Source organism: Achromobacter sp. ACM05, assembly GCF_019218915.1.
Taxonomy (GTDB): domain Bacteria; phylum Pseudomonadota; class Gammaproteobacteria; order Burkholderiales; family Burkholderiaceae_B; genus Achromobacter; species Achromobacter animicus.
Genome location: NZ_JAHUWQ010000003.1, coordinates 502,472 through 521,452 on the forward strand (window position 1 = coordinate 502,472; position 18,981 = coordinate 521,452).

An 18,981-nucleotide genomic window follows, 5' to 3' on the forward strand; every position below is an offset into this window, starting at 1 on the left:
ATGCATGGAGATCGCGCTGCATCCGACGGCGCGGCATGACAAGGACGAGGAGACCATGGAATACGCCACCCTGGCCGTCGAACGGCACGACGCGGTATGCCGCATCAGTCTGGCCCGCGAATCCGCGCGCAATGCCCAGAGCCAGCAGATGCTGGACGAACTGGATGACGCCCTCTCGCGCGCCGAGCAGGACGATGCGGTGCGGGTGGTCATCCTGGCTGGCCGCGGCGCGCATTTCTCGGCCGGGCACGACCTGAAGGAAGCTCAGGCCAAGCGCGCCGACTTCACGGTCGAGGAACGCTGGGATTACGAGTCCCGCCGCTACTACGGGTATTGCCTGCGCATCTGGGACTTCCCCAAGCCCACCGTGGCGCAGGTGCAGGGCGCGTGCGTGGCGGGCGGATTCATGATCGCCAACATGTGCGACCTGGTGGTGTGTTCGGACACGGCGTACTTCTCGGACCCGGTCGGACACACCCTGGCCGCGGCCGCCACCGAGGTGCTGATTCATCCCTGGGTCATGGGGCTGCGCAAGGCCAAGGAAATGCTCTACACCGGCGAGAAGGTCGATGCGCAGGAGGCATTGCGCATCGGCATGGTGAACCGGGTGGTGCCGGAAGCGGAACTGGATGCCGCCACGCTGGCGCTGGCCCAGCGCATCGCGCAGGCGCCGCCGTTCGGACTGCGCCTGATCAAGCGGTCGCTGAACCGCACGGCGGACGCGCAGGGCTTTCGCACGGCGCTGTCGGCGCACTTCGACACGCATCAGTTGTCCCACCTGAGCGAGGAATTCCAGGCGGTGCGCGAGCGCGGCCTGGCGCAGGCCATCCAGCGCAACAAGAAAGGCGAAGCCGCATGACCTCACGCCTTGAACCGCTGCTGAATCCGCGCTCGATCGCCATGATCGGCGCCAGTGCCAACCCGGGCCGCATTGGCGGCATGCCGCTGGAACTGCTGACGCGCTTTGGCTTTTCGGGCGGCATCTATCCCGTCAACCCGAAATACCAGGAGGTCTTCGGCCTGCGGTGCTGGCCCGATATCGAAGCCGTGCCCGAGCCGGTGGACCTGGCGGTGCTGGCCATCGCCGCGGCCGACGTCACGCCCATGCTGCGGCGCTGCCATGCCAGGGGCATCTCCGCGGCCATCGTGTATGCCGCGGGCTTTGCCGAGGCGGGCGGCGAGGGCGCGCGTTTGCAGGACGAACTGGAGGCCTTCGTGTCGGAAAGCGGCATGGCGGTCGCGGGCCCGAATTGCATGGGCTTCGCAAACCTGAACACGCAGGCGCATACCGCCTTCGCGTCGGTCTTCAAGACCGCGCCGGCGCAGGAGGGGCCGGGCTCGGTCAGCCTGCTGACGCAAAGCGGCAACGTGTGCGCGGCGGTGTACGCGATCGCGCGCCGGCTGGGGCTGCCGTTCTCGCACTTCATCAACACCGGCAACGAGGCCTGCCTGGATTTTTCGCAGTACCTGGAATATCTGGCGGCGGACCCGCAGACGGAAATCGTGCTCGGCTACATCGAACAGTTGCGCGATGGCGGCCGCTTCGTGCGCGCGTGCCGCGAGCTGGAACGCCAGGGCAAGCTGCTGATTGCCTTGAAGGCAGGCGCCACCGATAAGGGCGCGCAGGCCGTGCAGTCGCACACGTCGGCGCTCGCCGGCGATCGCCGCGTGTATGCGGCTGCCTTTCGCCAGTTGAACGTCATCGAGGCCACGGACTTCGCGCAGATGGCGCATCTGGCCAGTCTGGCGACGCTGCGCCACCGCTCGGCCGGCAAGCGCGTGGCGGTGCTGACGATGTCGGGGGCGCTGGGGGCCATCCTGGCCGACAAGTTCATCGGTGCGGGGCTGGATCTGCCAGACCTGCCGCCGGATCTGCAGGAGGTGCTGCGCGGCGGCATTCCGGATTACGGCATGGTGGGCAATCCGGTGGACGTGACCGGCAACGTGGTCAACGATCCCGCCTTTGTGCGCACCGTGGTGCAGGCGCTGGGCACGTCGGAAGCCATTGATGCCGTGGTGGTGTATGCGCCCGGCTACATGCTGGACCGCATGGCCGACGCGTTGGCCGAAGCCTCCCGGGAGCACCCGCGGTTGTTCGTCGCCATCGATACGGGCCTCGCGCAAAGCCGTGCCGCGCTGCGCGAGGCGGAAGTCGCGGTGTTCGAGGATCTGGGGCTGGCCGTCGCGGCGCTGGCGCCATATTTGCTGTGGTGTGACGCGCGCACGGCCCGGCGGCAGGCGGCGGCGCCCGCATTGGATATGGCCAGCGCGCCGGCTCTGCCATGCAACGAAGCGGACGCTCGCGCCTTCGTGGCGGCATTCGGTCTGCCCCAGGCTGCCACCGCGATGGCGCGCAATGCGGACGAAGCCGTGCGCGATGCGCGCATTGCAGGCTATCCCGTCGCCCTGAAGGTCCTGAGCCCCGACATCGCGCACAAGACCGAAGCGGGCGGCGTCGCGCTGAACCTTGCGGACGACGAGGCGGTGCGCGTCGCCCAGGCCACCGTGACGCAGGCGGTGACGCGCGCGCAGCCCAATGCGCGTATCGACGGCGTCATGGTCCAGAAGATGGAGCGCGGTGTGGCGGAGATCATCGTTGGCGCCACGCGCGATCCGGTCTTCGGCCCCGTGCTGACGGTGGGCCTGGGCGGGGTGCTGACCGAGATCTACCAGGACACCAGCCACCGGCTCCTGCCGGTGGACGAGGACATCGCCTTGCAGATGTTGCAGGAGCTCAAGGCGTTTGCGCTGCTGGACGGTTTCCGGGGCAAGCCCCGGGGCGATCTGACGGCGGCGTGCAGGAGCATCGTGGCCGTGGGCAACGCCTTGCTTGCCGCGCCCGCGCATGTGGCGCAAATAGAAGTGAATCCCTTGCTGATCAAAGAGGCGGGACAGGGCGTTGCGGTGCTGGACGCGCTGATCCTGCCCGCAACCCCGTAGCGCGTCTGCGCATTCCTCAGGAGGAGACAAGCATGATCAAGACAATATTGGCCGGCGTCGCACTGGCCTGCATCGGCGCCACGAGCGTCGCGCAAGCCCAGGACAACTACCCCGCGCGCCCCGTGCGTATCGTGGTGCCGTTCTCACCCGGCGGCGCGACCGACATCATGAGCCGTCTGCTGGCCGAGAAGTTGAGCGGAAAACTCGGCCAGCCGGTGATCGTGGAAAACAAGCCGGGCGGCGGCACCATGATCGCGTCAGATTACGTGTCCCGCGCCGAGCCCGACGGCTACACGCTGCTGATGGCCGCGTCGTCGCTGGGCATCGCGCCCAGCATCTACACCAAGGTCAACTACGACCCGGTCAAGGACTTCGCCCCGATCACGCAAGTCGCGTCGGTGGTTCACGTGCTGGGTGTCCACCCGTCGGTGCCGGCCAAGAATGTCGGCGAGCTGATCGCCTACCTGAAGGCCAATCCGGGCAAGGTGAGCTACGGTTCCGTCGGCACGGGCAGTTCAACCCACCTGGAGGCCGAACTCTTCAACAGCATGGCCGGCGTGCAGATGGCGCACATTCCCTACAAGGGCAGCGCGCCCGCGCTCAACGACCTGGTTGCGGGGCGTCTGCAGGTGATGTTCGATGCGTGGGCCTCGTCGGGCCCCTTCGTCAAGGACGGCAAGCTGCGCGCGCTGGCGGTCACGACGGCCAGGCCTTCGGCGTCATTGCCCGAGTTGCCCACGGTGGATGCGTCCGGCCTGCCGGGCTATTCGGCCATGCCGTGGCTGGGGCTGGTCGCGCCCGCGCGCACGCCGCAGCCCGTGATCGACAAGCTCTACCAGAACCTGGCGCAGATCCTGCAGCAGCCCGACGTGAAGAAGCAGTTCGAGGGGCTGGGGCTGGACATCATCGGCAGTGATCCCAAAGCCTTCGGCGCGTTCATCCAGAAAGACGTCGCGACCTGGGCCAAGGTGGCGCGCGACTCGAACATCCGACTGGAGTGAGGCATGACGATGCAGCAAACCGCCGTGCCCGACAGCGCGGCGCTGGACGACGAGGCGTTCCGGCAGACGCTTCGGGGCTGGCTCGACACGGCCTACGCAGCGTTTGCGCGGTCCTGGCCCGGCGGGGCCGACCCGCGCAATCTGGACTACCGGCGCGCCTGGGAAGACACGCTGTGCGCAAACGGCTGGTCCGGGCTGGGCTGGCCGGCGGCATACGGCGGCAAGGCGCTGCCGCTGTCGCGCCAGGCGGTCTTCCATGAAGAGCACGCGCGTTGCGGCGCGCCGCTGGGCGTGAACCTGATCGGCCACGGCATCCTGGCGCCCACCCTGCTGCATTTCGGCTCCGAGGCGCAGAAGCAGCGCTTCCTGCCCGGCATCCTGTGGAACCGCGAGGTGTGGTGCCAGGGATATTCAGAGCCGGGCGCCGGGTCCGACCTGGCCGCCGTGCGTACGCGGGCGGAACCGGCGCCGGGCGGCTTCCGCGTGAACGGCCACAAGATCTGGACCTCGTTTGCGGACCGGGCGCAGTGGTGCTTCGTGCTGGCGCGCACCGATCCGGACGCATCCAGGCACAAAGGCCTGAGTTTTCTGCTCGTGGACATGCGCAGTCCCGGCGTGCGGGTCGAACCCATCCGCCAGCTCACGGGCGAAGCCGAGTTCTGCGAGGTCTTTTTCGAGGACGTGTTCGTGCCGCAGGATGCGCTGCTGGGCGGATTGAACCAGGGCTGGCGCATCGCGATGGCGGCCGCAAGCTTCGAGCGCGGCACGTACTTCATTCCGCGCCTCGTGCGTTTCTCGCAGGAGCTGCGTCAGGTGCGCGCGCTGGCGCTGCAGGCGGACAGGCAGGGCCGCGTCCCGGCGTCATCGGCATCGGTGCGGCATCGCTGGGCGCGGCTGGCGGCCGACAGCCACGTGCTGGCGCTGAAATCGCAGCGCGCGCTGGCCGCCGCGACGCGGGGCGATCCGCCCGGACCGGAAGGATCGTCCACCAAGATCCACTGGAGCGAGGCGCACCAGCGCCTGCTCGAACTGTCCATGCAATTGCTGGGCGAGGACGCCTGCCTCGGCGTGGACGCAGCCGACACCCGCGCGGCGTCGCTGACGCACGCCTATTTATGGTCGCGGGCCGAAACCATCCTGGCCGGCACGTCCGAGATCCAGCGCAACATCATCGCCGAGCAGATGCTCGGCCTGCCCAAGGGCTGACCGTAAATGAATCTGCATCTGAGTGAAGACCAGCGCATGCTGCGCGACGCCGCGCACCGTTTCCTGTCGCAGCGCCATCCGGTGGCCGTGGCGCGCGGCGCTTGTCATCAAGGTGCGTCGGCCCGCCAGGCGCTGTGGCGCGATCTGGCCGAACAGGGCTGGCCCGCCTTGCTGGCGCCCGAGGCACAAGGCGGACTCGGCTTGGGCATGCGCGAGGCCTGGATCGTCGCCGAGGAAGCGGGGCGCCATCTGCTGAGCCTGCCGCTCGTATCCAACATGGTGATGCTGCCGACGTTGTGCGAGGCGGAGGGGGCTATTGCGCAATGGGCCGGCGACTTGATGGCCGGCGATACCTGGTACGCCGATGCGGCACTACGCCCCGACGGGTCGGCCTTCATCGAAGGCGCCGGCGAGGGCGTGCGCGCGCTTGCCGTGCGCGAGGCCGGTCCGGCGTCCGTGCGGCTGGATCTGCTGTCGCCGGTGGCGGGCGTGGCGGGATTGGATCCGACCATGCCGGTTGGGGTCGCGGCGGATCCCGCGGTCCTGGAAAGCACCGATGTCCAAGTCAAGCCGGGCACGTGGCATCTGCTGCGCACGCGTCTGCGCCTGTTGCGGTCGGCGGAAATGTTGGGTGCGGCCTCGGCGGCGCTGGACATGGCAGCGGGGTACGCCCGCGAGCGCCAGCAGTTCGGCCGCCCTATCGGCGCCAATCAGGCGATCAAGCATCGGCTGGCCGAGGACTGGATGGCGCTGGACGATGCACGACTCGCGGGCTGGGCGGCGGCAACGGCCCTCGATGACCGTGCGGCGTCAGCGGCAACCGATTGCCTGTTCGCGCCGCTGCTGGCCGTGGAAGCCAGCCGCCGCGCCACCCAGAACGCGATCCAGACGCATGGTGCGCTGGGCGTGACCTGGGAGTGCGATGCGCATCTGTACCTGAAGCGCGTCCTGCGGCTGTCGGCCAGCCTGGAGGCTGAAGTGTCCGGCCCGGACCTGCTCGAGCGCATCTGGGAAGCGGCGGCGTAATCGGCGGCCGGGGGAGGGGCGGCCGGCCTACAATCGCGCCCATGTACAAATCCAACTTCCCCTCCGAACTCGACCAGCCGACGCTTTCCGAAGCCGACGGCGTCCGCTATCTGCACTTCAACACCGAATGGGTGCAGGGCGCGATGAACATCAAGAGCCCCGCCGATCTGGTGCTGGAATACACCGCGCAGATGATGGCCTGGCTGCTGTTCCTGGAGCCGCCGAAGGAAGAGGCCATCGGCATGCTGGGCCTGGGCGCCGGGTCGCTGGCGCGCTTCTGCGCCAAGCACACGCGCGGCCCGCTGCTGGCCGTGGAATGGAATCCGCGCGTCACCGCCGCCTGCCACATGTTCTTCCGCCTGCCCGGGGCGAACCGCTTGCAGGTCGAGCACGCCGACGCCGGCGCGTGGGTGGCCGATCCGCTGAACGCCGGACGCTGCCCGGTGCTGATGGTGGACCTGTACGACGCGGCCGCCGAGGGCCCGGTACGTGACAGCGTGAAGTTCTACCGCGACTGCCGCCGTGTCCTGGGCGAAGTCGGCATCCTGGCGGTGAACCTGTTCGGCCGGCACGAAAGCTTCGGCAAGAACATCGACAACCTGTCCAAGGCCTTCGACGACCGCATCGTGCTGCTGCCCGAGGTCGAGGCCGGCAATCAGATCGTTCTGGCGTTTTCCGGCCCCAGCCTGGCGATTACCCCGGCGGAACTGCTGGCGCGCGCCGAGATCGTGGAAGGCAAGTACGGGCTGCCTGCTCGCCGCTGGGCGCGCTCGTTGACGCGGCATGCAGTAGACGGGGTACTGCATTTTTGAAGCGATTCAGAAGCGCAGCGTCCTGAGCGGCCGGCGGGCGAGTTTGATCTTGAAGTCCTGCCGGCTATCGCAGATGAGGTGGATATATACCTTGTCTGCAACAACTTCATAAATGACCCGATTTTTGACCGCGACTATTTGCATGAAGTGGGTGGCAGGCAGCTCCGGGAGGGGGTGCCCCGCGTACGGGAATTGTTCGAGATTCAGAATGGCTTTGTTGATCCGGGCGTATGAATCGAGCCAGACCTGCTGCGAGAAGTTCTTTCTGATGTAGCGGCGTATCTCCTGGAGATCATCTGCGGCTGTCTGCAAAAAGACCACCGTTCGACTCATTCGGAATCGTCCCGATCCATCGCTTCAATCTGCGCGAATACATCCGCCGCCGGAATGACGCGTCCTTCTTCGATGTCTTTGCGGCCGCCCGCAAGCAGTTGAAGCAGGGCCATGGCTTGCTCCTGCTCCTCGAAGCTTCGTACGTCCATGACGACGAGTTTGGCCTCTCCGTTCTGGGTGATCAGCATGGGTTCGCGGGTTTCGGTCAGCGTGGTCACGATCTCGGCGGCGTGACTCTTAAGGTATGAGATCGGCTTCACTTGAGTGGAGTATTTCATGGGTAGGACTCCCAAATCATAGGCTTGATCGGACTAAGTTTAGTCGTAATTCAGTCCTATTTCCGACCAGCTTTCGGGATCGTGGTCCGTGTCCATAACTACGCCGTCCGACGTCGCAGCCCCTTCTTATTAGGGAAGCTCCCAACCCGCCCCGGCTTTACCTTTCGCCAAACCCGGGTCTATCATCGGCTTATTCATAATTATGAATTACGGCATTTCCCCGCCGTCTGCCCATGACCCTACCCATCGTCCGGCAAGCCCTGTATCTGGAAGTCGCGGACCGCCTGCGCGGCATGATCCATGCGCGGTCGCTGCGTAACGGCGAATGGATCGATGAACTCCGCCTGGCTGGCGAAATGGGCATTTCTCGCACGCCGCTGCGCGAAGCGTTGAAAGTGCTGGCCACCGAAGGGCTGGTCCGGCTGGAACCCCGCCGGGGCTGCTTCGTCAACGAACTGTCCGCGCAGGACCTGGAAGACATATTCCCGCTGATGGCGATGCTGGAAGGGCGCTGCGCCTTCGAGGCCGCGCGCAAGGCCACCGACGCGCAGCTGGCCGAACTGGAACCGCTGCACGCCGCGCTGGCCGGCCATGCGAAGGCGGGCCGCATCGACGCCTACTACAAGACCAATTACCTCATTCATGAAGCCGTCCAGGCGCTGGCCGGCAACCAATGGCTGTCCGACATGGTGGGCAACCTGCGCAAGGTGCTGAGCCTGTCGCGCCATCGCAGCCTGTCGCGGCCCGGCCGCATCGAGCAGTCCTGCGCCGAACACCTTGCCATCTTCGAGGCCCTGAAGGCCCATGATTCCGACGCCGCGCAGGCGCTGGCGCACACCCATCTGATGCGCCAGCTTGAAGCGCTGCGCGTCCTTAGCAACGAAGACGCCGCCGACGCGGCGCCGTCCGATCCCATCGTCATCGAGGAGCCCGCCCATGTCCGCACCCGCCAATCTCGCGCCCGCGCGCGGCGCACGCACGCCTGAGCCCGAGGCCGATCTGGTCGATGCCGCCGCCGCGGCCGAAAGCGCCAGCCTGATCACGCGGCTGGGCCGCCTGTGGGAGCGGGGACGTCTGCCCAGCGAATCCGAAGTCCGCCGCCTGTTCGAGGCGCGCCTGACCGACGTGGCCGCCAACAAGCTGGCGCGCCGCTGGTGCGAGCAATACGCCGCGGCCGACGGCAAGGACCGCCGCCTGATGCTGGCCGCGCTGGCGCAGATCCGCGCCACGTATGCGGGCGATGGCGGCGAGGGGGTGCGCCTCTTCAAGCGCTTCAACGCCCAGCCGCAAGGCCTGCGCTTTCTGGTGGAACTGCGCGCGGACATGCTGCGCTGGCGCAAGCAGGTGGCGGGCATCCAGTCGCTGGACAAGGAGCTGGAAGGCCTCTTGTCGGCCTGGTTCGACGTGGGCCTGCTGGAACTGCGTCCGCTGACCTGGGATTCGCCCGCGTCGCTGCTGGAAAAGCTGATCCTTTACGAGGCCGTCCACGAGATCAAGTCCTGGGACGACCTGCGCCACCGCGTGGCGCCCGACCGCCGCTGCTATGCGTACTTTCATCCGCAGATGCCGGGCGTGCCGCTGATCTTCGTGGAAGTGGCCTTTGCCAGCCAGATGGCCGACAACGTGCAGGTGCTGCTGGACAGCACGCTGCCGCCGCAGGACCTGGACAAGGCGCGCTGGGCGATCTTCTACTCCATCTCGAACACGCAACCGGGCCTCAAGGGCATCAGCTTCGGCAACTTCCTGCTCAAGCGCGTGGTCGAGCAGCTGCTGGAAGAACTGCCCAAGCTGAAGGCCTTTGCCACCTTGTCGCCGATTCCGGGCTTTACCGATTGGCTGGGCAAGCAGGACGCGCAGGCCGTCGAGGCGATCGTGCGCGAAGACAAGACCCGCGCCAAGGACCGCCAGCGTGAAGGCGTGCCGGACGGGCAGCGCTGGGTCGCGCGTCTGGCGAAGGCTGCGCAGGGCAAGGCGCCCGACGTGGTCAAGCGCGCCGGCTTCCGGCTGGCGGCCTGCTATCTGCAGTCGATGAAGAACGGTCTGCCGGTCGATCCCGTGGCGCGTTTCCATCTGGGCAACGGCGCGCGCATCGAACGCCTGAACTGGGCGGCGGACACCTCGCCCAAGGGCCTCAAGCAGTCGTGCGCCATGATGGTCAATTACCTGTATGACCTGGACGAGCTGGACACCAACCTTCAGCGCCTGAACGAGGGCAAGCCGCAGATCAGCCGCGGCGTGGGGCGCGTGGCCTGACCGCCGGACACACGGCGGCGGGTTCCTGACAATCACAACAAGGGCAGGGGACATGACGGAGAACGTGGCAGGCCAGAGCCAAGGCCAAGGCCAAGGCAGTGTGCGGCTCGATCGCGACGGGCATCTGGCCTGGGTGACGCTGTCGCACCCGGGGCGCCTGAATGCGATCACGGTGGGCATGTGGCGCGAACTGCGCGATGTCTTCACGCGCATCGCGCAGGATGACGCCGTGCGCTGCGTGATCGTGCGTGGCGAGGGCGGCAACTTCGCCGCCGGCGCCGACATCCGCGAGTTCCCCGCCGAACGCGCCGACATGGCGGGCGTGCAGCGCTATCACCGCGAGATCCTGGCGCCCGCCCTGCGCGCCGTGGCCGAATGCCCGCAACCGGTCATCGCCCAGATCGACGGCGTGTGCGTCGGCGGCGGGCTGGAAATCGCCTGCCAGTGCGACCTGCGCATCGCCGGCGCGTCGGCCCGCTTCGGCGTGCCGATCAATCGCCTGGGTTTTCCGATGGCCCCGGACGAAATGCGCGGCCTGCTGGCGCTGGCGGGCAGGGCCGCCACGCTGGCCATTCTGCTGGAAGGCCGGGTGTTCGGCGCCGCCGAAGCCAAAGACCTGGGTCTCTTGACCCGCATCGTCGACGACGGCGACGTGGCCACGTCCGCCCGCCGCAGCGCCGACCGCATCGCCCAGGGCGCGCCGCTGGCCGCCCGCATCAACAAACGCTTGTCCGCCAGGCTCGCCACCGGCGCCGCCTTGACCGAGGACGAGTATCGCGATTATTTCTCCTATGCCGAAAGCCGGGACCACAGAGAGGGCGTGCGCGCCTTCCTGGCCGGCGAAGACCCTTCCTTTACCGGAGACTAGACAGGTGAGCAACGCCAACCTATACGCTGTCCTGCAAGGCGGCTTTCCCAAAGACCGCAGCAAAGTCGCGCTGGAAACGCCCGACCTCCAATACACCTGGGACGACATCGACCGCGCGACCGCGTGCCTGGCGAACCTGCTGCAATCGCTGAACCTGCCCGACGGCGCGCGCGTCGCCGTGCAGGTCGAAAAGTCGCCCGAGGCGCTGCTGCTGTACCTGGCCACGCTGCGCGCCGGCCTCGTGTACCTGCCGCTGAACACCGCGTACCGCGAATCCGAAATCGAATACTTCCTGGGCAACGCCGAGCCGTCCGTCGTGGTCTGCGCCAGCAAGAACCTGGACTGGGTCAAGCGCGCCGCCGACAAGGCCAACTGCCCGCACGTCTACACGCTGGACGAGGACCGCACCGGCACGCTGCTGGACGCGGCCGGCGGCCTGTCGCAGACGTTCAAGACCGTTGAAAGCAAGCCGGACGACCTGGCCGCCATCCTGTACACGTCGGGCACCACGGGCCGCAGCAAGGGCGCGATGCTCTCTCACGGCAATCTGGCGGCCAACGCGCGCACCCTGCACGAATACTGGGGCTGGCGCGAGGACGACGTGCTGCTGCACATGCTGCCGATCTTCCACGTGCACGGCCTGTTCGTCGCGTCGCACGGCGCGCTGCTGGCGGGCGCCCGGATGATCTGGCTGCCCAAGCTGGACGCCGACCAGGCGCTGCACTATCTGCCGCAAAGCACCGTGATGATGGGCGTGCCGACCTACTATGTGCGTCTGCTGGCCGATCCGCGCTTCAATCGGGACGTCTGCGCCAACATGCGCCTGTTCATCTCGGGCTCCGCGCCCCTGCTGGCCGAAACGTTCTCCGACTTCAAGGAACGCAGCGGCCATCCCATTCTTGAGCGCTACGGCATGAGCGAAACCGTTATGCTGACCTCCAATCCGTACGACGCCGCGCTGGGCGAGCGCCTGGCGGGCACCGTCGGCCGCGCCTTGCCGGGTGTGGATGTCCGGGTGGTCGACGACGCCGGCAAGCCGCTCGCACCGGGCGAGATCGGCAACGTGCAGGTGCGCGGTCCCAACGTGTTCTCGGGCTACTGGCGCATGCCGGAAAAGACGCGCGAAGAATTCACCGACGACGGCTGGTTCAAGACCGGCGACGTGGGCCGCTGGGGCGGCGAGTCCGCCGGCCGCACGGCGCCGGCCGACTATCTGTCGATCGTCGGCCGCAGCAAGGACCTGATCATCTCCGGCGGCTACAACGTGTACCCCAAGGAGATCGAGACGCTCATCGACGACATGCCGGGCGTGTCGGAGTCGGCGGTGATCGGCGTGCCGCATCCGGACTTCGGCGAGGCCGTCGTGGCGGTGGTGGTGCCCAAGGACGGCGCGACGCTGGACGCCTCCGCCATGCAAGCCGAGTTGAAGAGCCGCATCGCCAACTTCAAGGTGCCCAAGCGCGTTCATATCATCGACCAACTGCCGCGCAATACGATGGGCAAGGTTCAGAAGAACGTGCTGCGCGACACCTACAAGGCGCTGTAGTCCATACCGAAGCCGGTCCCCGTGGGGCCGGCTTTTTTATCACCGAATTCTTTCACCGCGTTCATTTACAGCAGCCAAGGAGAAGCATCCCCATCCAATGCCCCGATAAGACCTGCCCGCCGCATTCAGAAGAAAAAAATATCTCAGCGACGAGACGCCAGAAAACAGGCGCCGTACCCCGATGCAGCAAGAGGAGACAAAATGACTTATCGCACCACCGCCGCGGCCGTGTTCGCCGTGGCAGCCCTGGGTTTCGGCGGCGTTGCCGCCGCGCAATGGCCCGAACGCCCCATCACGCTGATCGTTCCGTTTCCCGCCGGCGGCGGCACGGACACGTTCGCCCGTCCGCTGGCCGCGCAGCTCACCACGCAGCTTGGCCAGACGGTGGTCATCGACAACAAGGGCGGCGCGGGCGGCACCGTGGGCGCCGGCGTGGCGGCCAAGGCCAAGCCCGACGGCTACACGTTCTTCATGGGCGGCGCGCACCATGCGCTGGCGCCTTCCCTGTACAAGAGCCTGAGCTACAACATTCAGAAGGATTTCGTGCCGGTCGCCCTGGTGGCGCAGCCGCCGCAGGTCGTCGTCATCAACGCAAGCAAGCTGCCGGTAAAGACCTTGCAGGAGTTCATCGATTACGCAAAGAAACGCCCCGGCGAAATCAACTTCGGCACGGCAGGCAAGGGCAGCACGCACCACCTGGCCGGCGAGCTGTTCGCGATGCAGACGGGGGTCAAGCTGGTGGACGTGCCGTATCAGGGCGCGGGTCCCATGCTGTCGGCGCTGATTGGCGGTCAGGTGGATCTGGCGTTTGATGGGCTGGGCTCGTCGGCCGGGCACATCCGCGCCGGCGCGATCAAGCCGCTGGCGGTGGCCGCCACGGAGCGTTCGCAATCCCTGCCCGACGTGCCCACGGCTGCCGAAGCCGGCGTGCCGAACTACGTGGTGTCGACCTGGTATGCGATCTGGGCGCCCGCGGGCACGCCGAAGGAAGCCACGGAAAGAATGGCCGCCGAGATCACGAAGGCGCTCAACACGCCCAAGCTGAAGGAGACCTGGGCGGGCAACGGCACGGGCGTGCCCACGCTGACCGGCGCCGAGTTCGGCAAGTTCGTCGACAGCGAAGTCCAGCGCTGGGCCAAGGTCGTCAAGGACTCCGGCGTGACGTTGGACTAAGCGGCTGAACTAAGCGACTGGACTAAGCAACCTCAGCGCCAATCGCTGGCCTGGCTCAGCCGGGCCAGCTGGTCGCGCGTCAGCGTCAGGCTGGCGGCCTTGACCAGTTCGTCCAGCTGGGCGAGCGACGTGGCGCTGACGATGGGCGACGTAATGCCCGGCTGCGCGATCTGCCAGGCCAGCGCGGCCTGTGCGGGCGTGCAGCCGGCGTCCTCGGCCACCTCGTCTAGCGCCTTCAGGATGCGGTAGCCACGATCATTCAGATACGTGTCCACGATCTTCTTGCCGCGCGCGCTCTTGCCTGCATCTTCGGGACCGCGGTACTTGCCGCTGAGAAACCCGCTTGCCAGCGCGAAGTAATTGATCGTGCCCATCTGCTGGGTCTTCACCAGGCTTTGCAGGCCGGATTCGAAGGGCTCGCGGGTATACAGGTTGTACTCGGGCTGGATGCTTTCGTAGCGCGGCAGGCTGTGCCGCTCGCTGGCGATCAGGGCTTCCGACAGCCGCACCGCCGTGTAGTTGGACGCGCCGATCGCGCGCACCTTGCCGGCTTCGATGTGCTTGGCGTATTCGGCCAGCGTGTCGGTCAGCGGCGTGTCCGGGTCGTCCTGGTGCGATTGGTACAGGTCCACGTAGTCCGTCTGCAGGCGCGCCAGCGATGCGTCCAAGGAGCGCCGGATGTAGGCGGGCGACAGGCCTTTCTGGCCCGGACCCATCTCCATGCCGACCTTGGTCGCGATCAGCACCTGGTCGCGCTTGCCCGATCGCTTGAGCCACTTGCCGATCAGGGTTTCGGATTCGCCACCCTGGTTGCCGGGAACCCAGCGCGAGTACATGTCGGCCGTGTCGATGAAATTCAGGCCGGCGTCCACCAGCGCATCCAGCAAAGAAAAGGTGCCGGCCTCGTCGACGGTCCAGCCGAAGACGTTGCCGCCGAAAGTGAGCGGGGGAATCTGCAGGCCGGATCGGCCCAGTGCGCGTTTGATCATGGTGGCCTCGGGATGCCGTCGGCGGGCACGCGGAACGGGATGAACGGCGTTTGCCCGGCGGATGTCAGTATATTCACGCCGCTGCCTCGGGTCGGGGCGCGCCTGTATGGATGCACCATTACAGGGATTCCCCCCAAGTCCATTTGGTGGACGGCACGTTAGACTATACGGCTTTGTGGCAGGACAAACGGATCAAAAACCCGCGCCCGCCATGAAGAAACCGGCAAATTCAACAAGCAACACCCAGGGTTCAAGGAGCAAACATATGCTGATCGGAAAAAAACATTTTCTGACGGTTGGCGCGATGGCGCTGGCGATGGCCATCGCCGCACCGGTCGCCGCGCAGCAAAAGTCCGTCGCGGTGACCGCCATCGTCGAGCATCCGGCGCTGGACGCCGTGCGTGACGGGGTGCAAGACGCCCTCAAGCAAGCCGGCTACGAGCCGGGCAAGAACCTGAAGTGGCAGTATCAAAGCGCGCAGGGCAACAACGGCACGGCCGCGCAGATCGCTCGCAAGTTCGTCGGCGACCGGCCGGACGCCATCGTCGCGATCGCCACGCCGTCGGCGCAGGCCGTCGTGGCCGCCACCAAGGACGTGCCGGTGGTGTATTCCGCCGTGACCGATCCGGTTGCCGCGCAACTCGTGTCCAGCATGGACGCCTCGGGCACCAACGTGACCGGCGTGTCGGACCTGCTGGCGCTGGACAAGCAGGTTGAACTCATCAAGAAGATCCTGCCCAACGCCAAGCGCGTCGGCATCGTCTACAACCCGGGCGAGGCCAACTCGGTCGTCGTCGTCAAGAAACTCCAGGAAATCCTGCCCAAGTCGGGCATGAGCCTGGTCGAAGCCGCCGCCCCGCGCTCGGTGGACGTGGCATCCGCCGCCCGCAGCCTGATCGGCAAGGTCGACGTCATCTACACCAACACCGACAACAACGTCGTGTCGGCGTACGAATCGCTGGTCAAGGTGGGCAACGACGCCAAGATCCCGCTGATCGCGTCGGATACCGACAGCGTCAAGCGCGGCGGCATTGCCGCCCTGGGCATCAACTACCGCGATCTGGGCGTGCAGACCGGCAAGGTCGTCGTGCGCATCCTGAAGGGCGAGAAGCCCGGCGCCATTCCGTCTGAAACCAGCTCCAAGCTCGAGCTGTACGTGAATCCGGGCGCGGCCGCCAAGCAGGGCGTGACCCTGCCCGAGGCGCTGATCAAGTCCGCCGCGGTGGTCGTGAAATAATACGGCGCGAAATCGGCCCCGCCATGCCTATCCGGCGTGCGCGGGGTTTTTCTTGCGTTTTTCGTGGTGTGCTTACCCGATGTTCCACAGGGCGGCAGCGTTCACAAGATGCTCGCGGCCCGGCGTTGTTGCTTCCTTGACAGGTCTCGTGCTTTCGCTGGCAGCGCCGGCGCGTAGGCACGCGGGCGGGAAACGAGAGAAAATCCATGCCGAGAAACGTTCATTGCGAAAGCTCGGGTAAAACTGACCCGCGAACGCAAGAAATCGTACGTTTCACTTCTTTAATATGCTCGTTTCTTATCTTGATTGGATCTGACCCATGTCATTGTTCTCGTTGTTAGGCGCGCTGGAGATCGGCTTGATCTTCAGTCTGGTGGCCTTGGGCGTGTTCATCTCCTTTCGCCTGCTGCGCTTCCCGGACCTGACCGTGGACGGCAGCTTTCCGCTGGGCGGCGCGGTCTGTGCGACGCTGATCGCCTCGGGCACCGATCCGTTTTCCGCCACCATCATCGCCATGATCGCGGGCGCCGCGGCCGGGCTGGTCACGGGCTGGCTGAACGTCAAGCTCAAGATCATGGATCTGCTCGCCAGCATCCTGATGATGATCGCGCTGTATTCGATCAACCTGCGCATCATGGGCAAGCCCAACGTGCCGCTGATCACCGAACCCACCGTGTTCACGATCCTGCAGCCTGCGTGGATTTCCGACTATGTCGCCCGCCCGCTGCTGCTGATCGTCATCGTCATTCTGTGCAAGCTGGCGCTGGACTGGTTCTTCGCGACGCAAACCGGCCTGGCCGTGCGCGCCACCGGTTCCAACGGCCGCATGGCCCGCGCGCAAGGCGTGAACACCGGCCGCATGATCCTGGGCGGCATGGCGCTGTCGAACGCGCTGGTTGCACTGGCCGGCGCGCTGTTCGCGCAGACGCAAGGCGGCTCCGACATCTCGATGGGCATCGGCACCATCGTGATCGGCCTGGCCGCGGTGATCGTCGGCGAAAGCATCCTGCCGTCGCGCAAGCTGGTGCTGGCCACGCTGGCCGTCATCATCGGCGCCATCGTCTACCGCTTCTTCATCGCCCTGGCGCTCAACAGCGATTTCATCGGCCTGAAGGCGCAGGACCTGAACCTCGTCACCGCGGTGCTCGTCACGATCGCCCTGGTCATCCCCATGCTCAAGCGCCGCCTGGTCGGCAAGAAGGGGCGCTGATATGTTGTCCGCAAAAGACCTGAAAATCACCTTCAACGCGGGTACGCCCATCGAGACCCGCGCCCTGCGCGGCCTCACGCTGGAAATCCCGTCAGGCCAGTTCGTCACCGTGATCGGTTCCAACGGCGCGGGCAAGTCCACGTTCCTGAATGCCGTGTCGGGCGACCTGCCCATCGATTCGGGACGCATCGACATCAATGGTGTGGACGTGACGCGCAAGCCCGTGTGGGCGCGCGCGGGCAGCGTGGCCCGCGTGTTCCAGGACCCCATGGCGGGCACCTGCGAAGACCTGACCATCGAGGAAAACATGGCGCTGGCGCAGATGCGCGGCGCCTCGCGCGGTTATAGCCGCGCCGTGAAGGCCTCGATGAAAGCGGGCTTTCGCGAGCGCCTTGCCACGCTGGGTCTGGGCCTGGAAAACCGCCTCACCGACCGCATCGGCCTGTTGTCCGGCGGCCAGCGCCAGGCGGTCAGCCTGCTGATGGCGGCGCTGCAACCCTCGCGCATCCTGCTGCTGGATGAGCACACCGCCGCGCTCGACCCGCGCACCGCGGACTTCGTGCTGCAACTGACGGCGCGCATCGTGGCGGAAAACCAGCTCACCACCATGATGGTCACGCACAGCATGCGCCAGGCGCTGGATGTCGGCGACCGCACCGTCATGCTGCACCAGGGCCAGGTCGTGCTGGACGTGTCCGGCGACGAGCGCCGCGGCATGGACGTGCCGGACCTGCTGGCCATGTTCGAGCGGGTGCGGGGCGAGAAGCTGTCGGACGATGCGCTTTTGCTGGGCTGAAGACGAAAAGGCGCGGTAAATAGCGCGGTCAACAACGCGGTCCTTCAAGGACCGCGTTTGCCTAGATGAACCGGCCGGGCCGGAAGGCCGCGTGTCGAGATGCGGCGGCGCCGTCCAGCATCAGTTCCGCCAGCACCTTTGCCGTGCCCGGCGCGGTGCTGAAGCCGATGTGCTGGTGCCCCAGCGCCAGCCACAGGCCGGGATGGCGCGGCGCTTCGCCGATCATCGGGCGGCTGTCGGGCAGGGTGGGGCGGCGGCCCAGCCAGGCGGCGGCGTCCAGCCGGTCGCCCAGCGGGAAGGCCTCGCGGGCGCGCTGTTCCGCCAGATCCAGCTGCTCGGGACGCGCGGGCGCCTCGCAAGCGTTCAGCTCGACGCCCGTCGACAGGCGCAGCCCGCGCGCCATGGGCGACAGGACGTAGCCGCCGCCGGTGTCGTAAACGGGGCGCGTGACGCGTACGCCGTCGCGGCCGTTGTAATGCATGTGATACCCGCGTTCGAACGCCATGGGCAGGTCGATGCCGGTGGTCTTGAGCAACGCCTTGGACCACGGCCCCAGCGCGACGACCAGCCGGTCGGCCGACACCGATTCCGATGCGCTTGTCCCTTGCACCGCCCAGCCATTGCCGTCGCGGCGGATGGCGGCGGCGTCCATCCGCTTGAACGTGCCGCCCTCGCGCTGGAACAGGCGGGCGTACGCGGCGACGACCTCGTGCGGATCATCCACCGAATACGAACCCTGAATCCACAATGCGCGGTGAAAGATCGGCGACAGGGCGGGTTCGACCTCGGCAAGTTCCGCAGGGTTCAGTTCGCGGGTCGGCACGTCGTACTGCGCGAAGGTGCGGCGCGCCAATGCGCCCGCGTTCCAGGCCGCCGCCGTGCGGTACAGGAAGATCCAGCCGGTGTCGCGCAGCCGGTGGCGCGCGCCGCTTTCATCCAGCAGCTTCAGGTGTTCGGGCGCGGACAGCCGGATCAGACCGTCCAATGCGTGGGCAGTCTCCTGGAAGACGGAAGGCCGCGCGCTCATGAGGAATCGCGCTGCCCAGCCCAGGTTCGACGCCAGGTAAGGCCAGCGGTATCGGAACTGGACGGTGTCGTTCTTCAAGAGACGCGGCAGTTGTCCCCAGAGGCCAGGGTGATTGAACGGCATCAGTGAACTGCGGGCCAGCACCCCGGCGTTGCCCATCGACGTTTCCATCCCGGGCGCCTGCCGATCCACAAGCGTGACCGACATGCCGCGCCGCTGCAGTTCCAGCGCGCAGCAGACGCCGACGATGCCGGCGCCCAGCACGATGACGTGATTACCCATGTCT

Annotated in this window: 18 protein-coding genes; 14 read left to right on the top strand and 4 right to left on the bottom strand. The window is 66.7% G+C overall.

The genetic code is table 11. The features are described from left to right. Positions 1–55 precede the first annotated feature (55 nt). The 6 genes from KW836_RS20770 to KW836_RS20795 are packed head-to-tail and all read left to right on the top strand — an operon-like array spanning position 56 to position 6,985. The gene (locus tag KW836_RS20770) at positions 56–859 is read left to right on the top strand and encodes an enoyl-CoA hydratase (RefSeq protein ID WP_175138156.1); all 804 of its coding nucleotides are present in this window, start codon (positions 56–58) and stop codon (positions 857–859) included. Next, the gene (locus tag KW836_RS20775; RefSeq protein ID WP_218344630.1) at positions 856–2,940 is read left to right on the top strand and encodes an acetate--CoA ligase family protein; all 2,085 of its coding nucleotides are present in this window, start codon (positions 856–858) and stop codon (positions 2,938–2,940) included. Before KW836_RS20770 ends, KW836_RS20775 begins: the two co-directional genes overlap by 4 nt. A 32-nt stretch (positions 2,941–2,972) precedes the next feature. Beyond that, complete coding sequence (locus KW836_RS20780) at positions 2,973–3,941, top strand: tripartite tricarboxylate transporter substrate binding protein (protein WP_218344631.1); 969 nt, start codon at positions 2,973–2,975, stop codon at positions 3,939–3,941. Positions 3,942–3,944: 3 nt separating this feature from the next. Further along, a complete protein-coding gene (locus tag KW836_RS20785) occupies positions 3,945–5,147 on the top strand; it encodes an acyl-CoA dehydrogenase family protein (RefSeq protein WP_255596017.1) in 1,203 nt (400 codons plus the stop codon). Between the two features lie 6 nt (positions 5,148–5,153). Next, positions 5,154–6,173: an acyl-CoA dehydrogenase family protein gene (locus KW836_RS20790; protein ID WP_218344632.1), complete on the top strand. Its 1,020-nt coding sequence runs from the start codon at positions 5,154–5,156 to the stop codon at positions 6,171–6,173. 41 nt (positions 6,174–6,214) lie between these two features. Further along, on the top strand, positions 6,215–6,985 hold the full coding sequence (locus tag KW836_RS20795) for a spermidine synthase (RefSeq protein WP_175183960.1): 771 nt from the start codon (positions 6,215–6,217) through the stop codon (positions 6,983–6,985). Between the two features lie 6 nt (positions 6,986–6,991). Here the strand turns inward: KW836_RS20795 and KW836_RS20800 are convergent, their stop codons facing one another. Beyond that, positions 6,992–7,318, bottom strand: coding sequence for a type II toxin-antitoxin system RelE/ParE family toxin (locus KW836_RS20800; protein ID WP_175138081.1), 327 nt, complete (start codon positions 7,316–7,318; stop codon positions 6,992–6,994). Beyond that, the gene (locus KW836_RS20805) at positions 7,315–7,596 is read right to left on the bottom strand and encodes a type II toxin-antitoxin system Phd/YefM family antitoxin (protein WP_191575764.1); all 282 of its coding nucleotides are present in this window, start codon (positions 7,594–7,596) and stop codon (positions 7,315–7,317) included. The genes KW836_RS20800 and KW836_RS20805 overlap by 4 nt, the downstream gene beginning before the upstream one ends. Positions 7,597–7,829: 233 nt before the next feature. Here KW836_RS20805 and KW836_RS20810 point away from each other — a divergent pair, with 233 nt between their 5' ends. The 5 genes from KW836_RS20810 (at position 7,830) to KW836_RS20830 (ending at position 13,436) form a co-directional block, all read left to right on the top strand. Beyond that, positions 7,830–8,582: a GntR family transcriptional regulator gene (locus KW836_RS20810; protein WP_175123649.1), complete on the top strand. Its 753-nt coding sequence runs from the start codon at positions 7,830–7,832 to the stop codon at positions 8,580–8,582. Continuing rightward, positions 8,533–9,849: a malonyl-CoA decarboxylase domain-containing protein gene (locus KW836_RS20815; RefSeq protein ID WP_218344633.1), complete on the top strand. Its 1,317-nt coding sequence runs from the start codon at positions 8,533–8,535 to the stop codon at positions 9,847–9,849. The genes KW836_RS20810 and KW836_RS20815 overlap by 50 nt, the downstream gene beginning before the upstream one ends. A 52-nt stretch (positions 9,850–9,901) precedes the next feature. Further along, positions 9,902–10,717 carry an enoyl-CoA hydratase/isomerase family protein gene (locus KW836_RS20820; RefSeq protein ID WP_218344634.1) on the top strand — a complete coding sequence of 272 codons (816 nt, stop codon included), beginning with the start codon at positions 9,902–9,904 and terminating at the stop codon, positions 10,715–10,717. 4 nt (positions 10,718–10,721) lie between these two features. Then, positions 10,722–12,263 (top strand): malonyl-CoA synthase, encoded by a 1,542-nt coding sequence (locus KW836_RS20825; protein WP_218344635.1) that lies wholly within the window; start codon positions 10,722–10,724, stop codon positions 12,261–12,263. Between the two features lie 201 nt (positions 12,264–12,464). Continuing rightward, a complete protein-coding gene (locus KW836_RS20830; RefSeq protein WP_175123645.1) occupies positions 12,465–13,436 on the top strand; it encodes a tripartite tricarboxylate transporter substrate binding protein in 972 nt (323 codons plus the stop codon). Positions 13,437–13,468: 32 nt separating this feature from the next. Here the strand turns inward: KW836_RS20830 and KW836_RS20835 are convergent, their stop codons facing one another. After that, positions 13,469–14,425 carry an aldo/keto reductase gene (locus tag KW836_RS20835; protein WP_218344636.1) on the bottom strand — a complete coding sequence of 319 codons (957 nt, stop codon included), beginning with the start codon at positions 14,423–14,425 and terminating at the stop codon, positions 13,469–13,471. Positions 14,426–14,690: 265 nt separating this feature from the next. On the opposite strand from KW836_RS20835, the gene KW836_RS20840 reads away from it, so the two are divergent. From KW836_RS20840 to KW836_RS20850, 3 genes are all read left to right on the top strand, one after another. Beyond that, the gene (locus KW836_RS20840) at positions 14,691–15,662 is read left to right on the top strand and encodes an ABC transporter substrate-binding protein (RefSeq protein WP_056563116.1); all 972 of its coding nucleotides are present in this window, start codon (positions 14,691–14,693) and stop codon (positions 15,660–15,662) included. 319 nt (positions 15,663–15,981) lie between these two features. Further along, positions 15,982–16,872 (top strand): ABC transporter permease, encoded by an 891-nt coding sequence (locus KW836_RS20845; RefSeq protein ID WP_218344637.1) that lies wholly within the window; start codon positions 15,982–15,984, stop codon positions 16,870–16,872. A 1-nt stretch (position 16,873) separates the two neighbouring features. Beyond that, on the top strand, positions 16,874–17,668 hold the full coding sequence (locus KW836_RS20850; RefSeq protein WP_175123643.1) for an ABC transporter ATP-binding protein: 795 nt from the start codon (positions 16,874–16,876) through the stop codon (positions 17,666–17,668). Positions 17,669–17,729: 61 nt separating this feature from the next. Here KW836_RS20850 and KW836_RS20855 read toward each other — a convergent pair whose 3' ends face one another. After that, entirely contained in the window at positions 17,730–18,977 is a 1,248-nt protein-coding gene (locus KW836_RS20855) for an FAD-binding oxidoreductase (RefSeq protein ID WP_218344638.1), read from the bottom strand. Positions 18,978–18,981 lie beyond the last annotated feature (4 nt).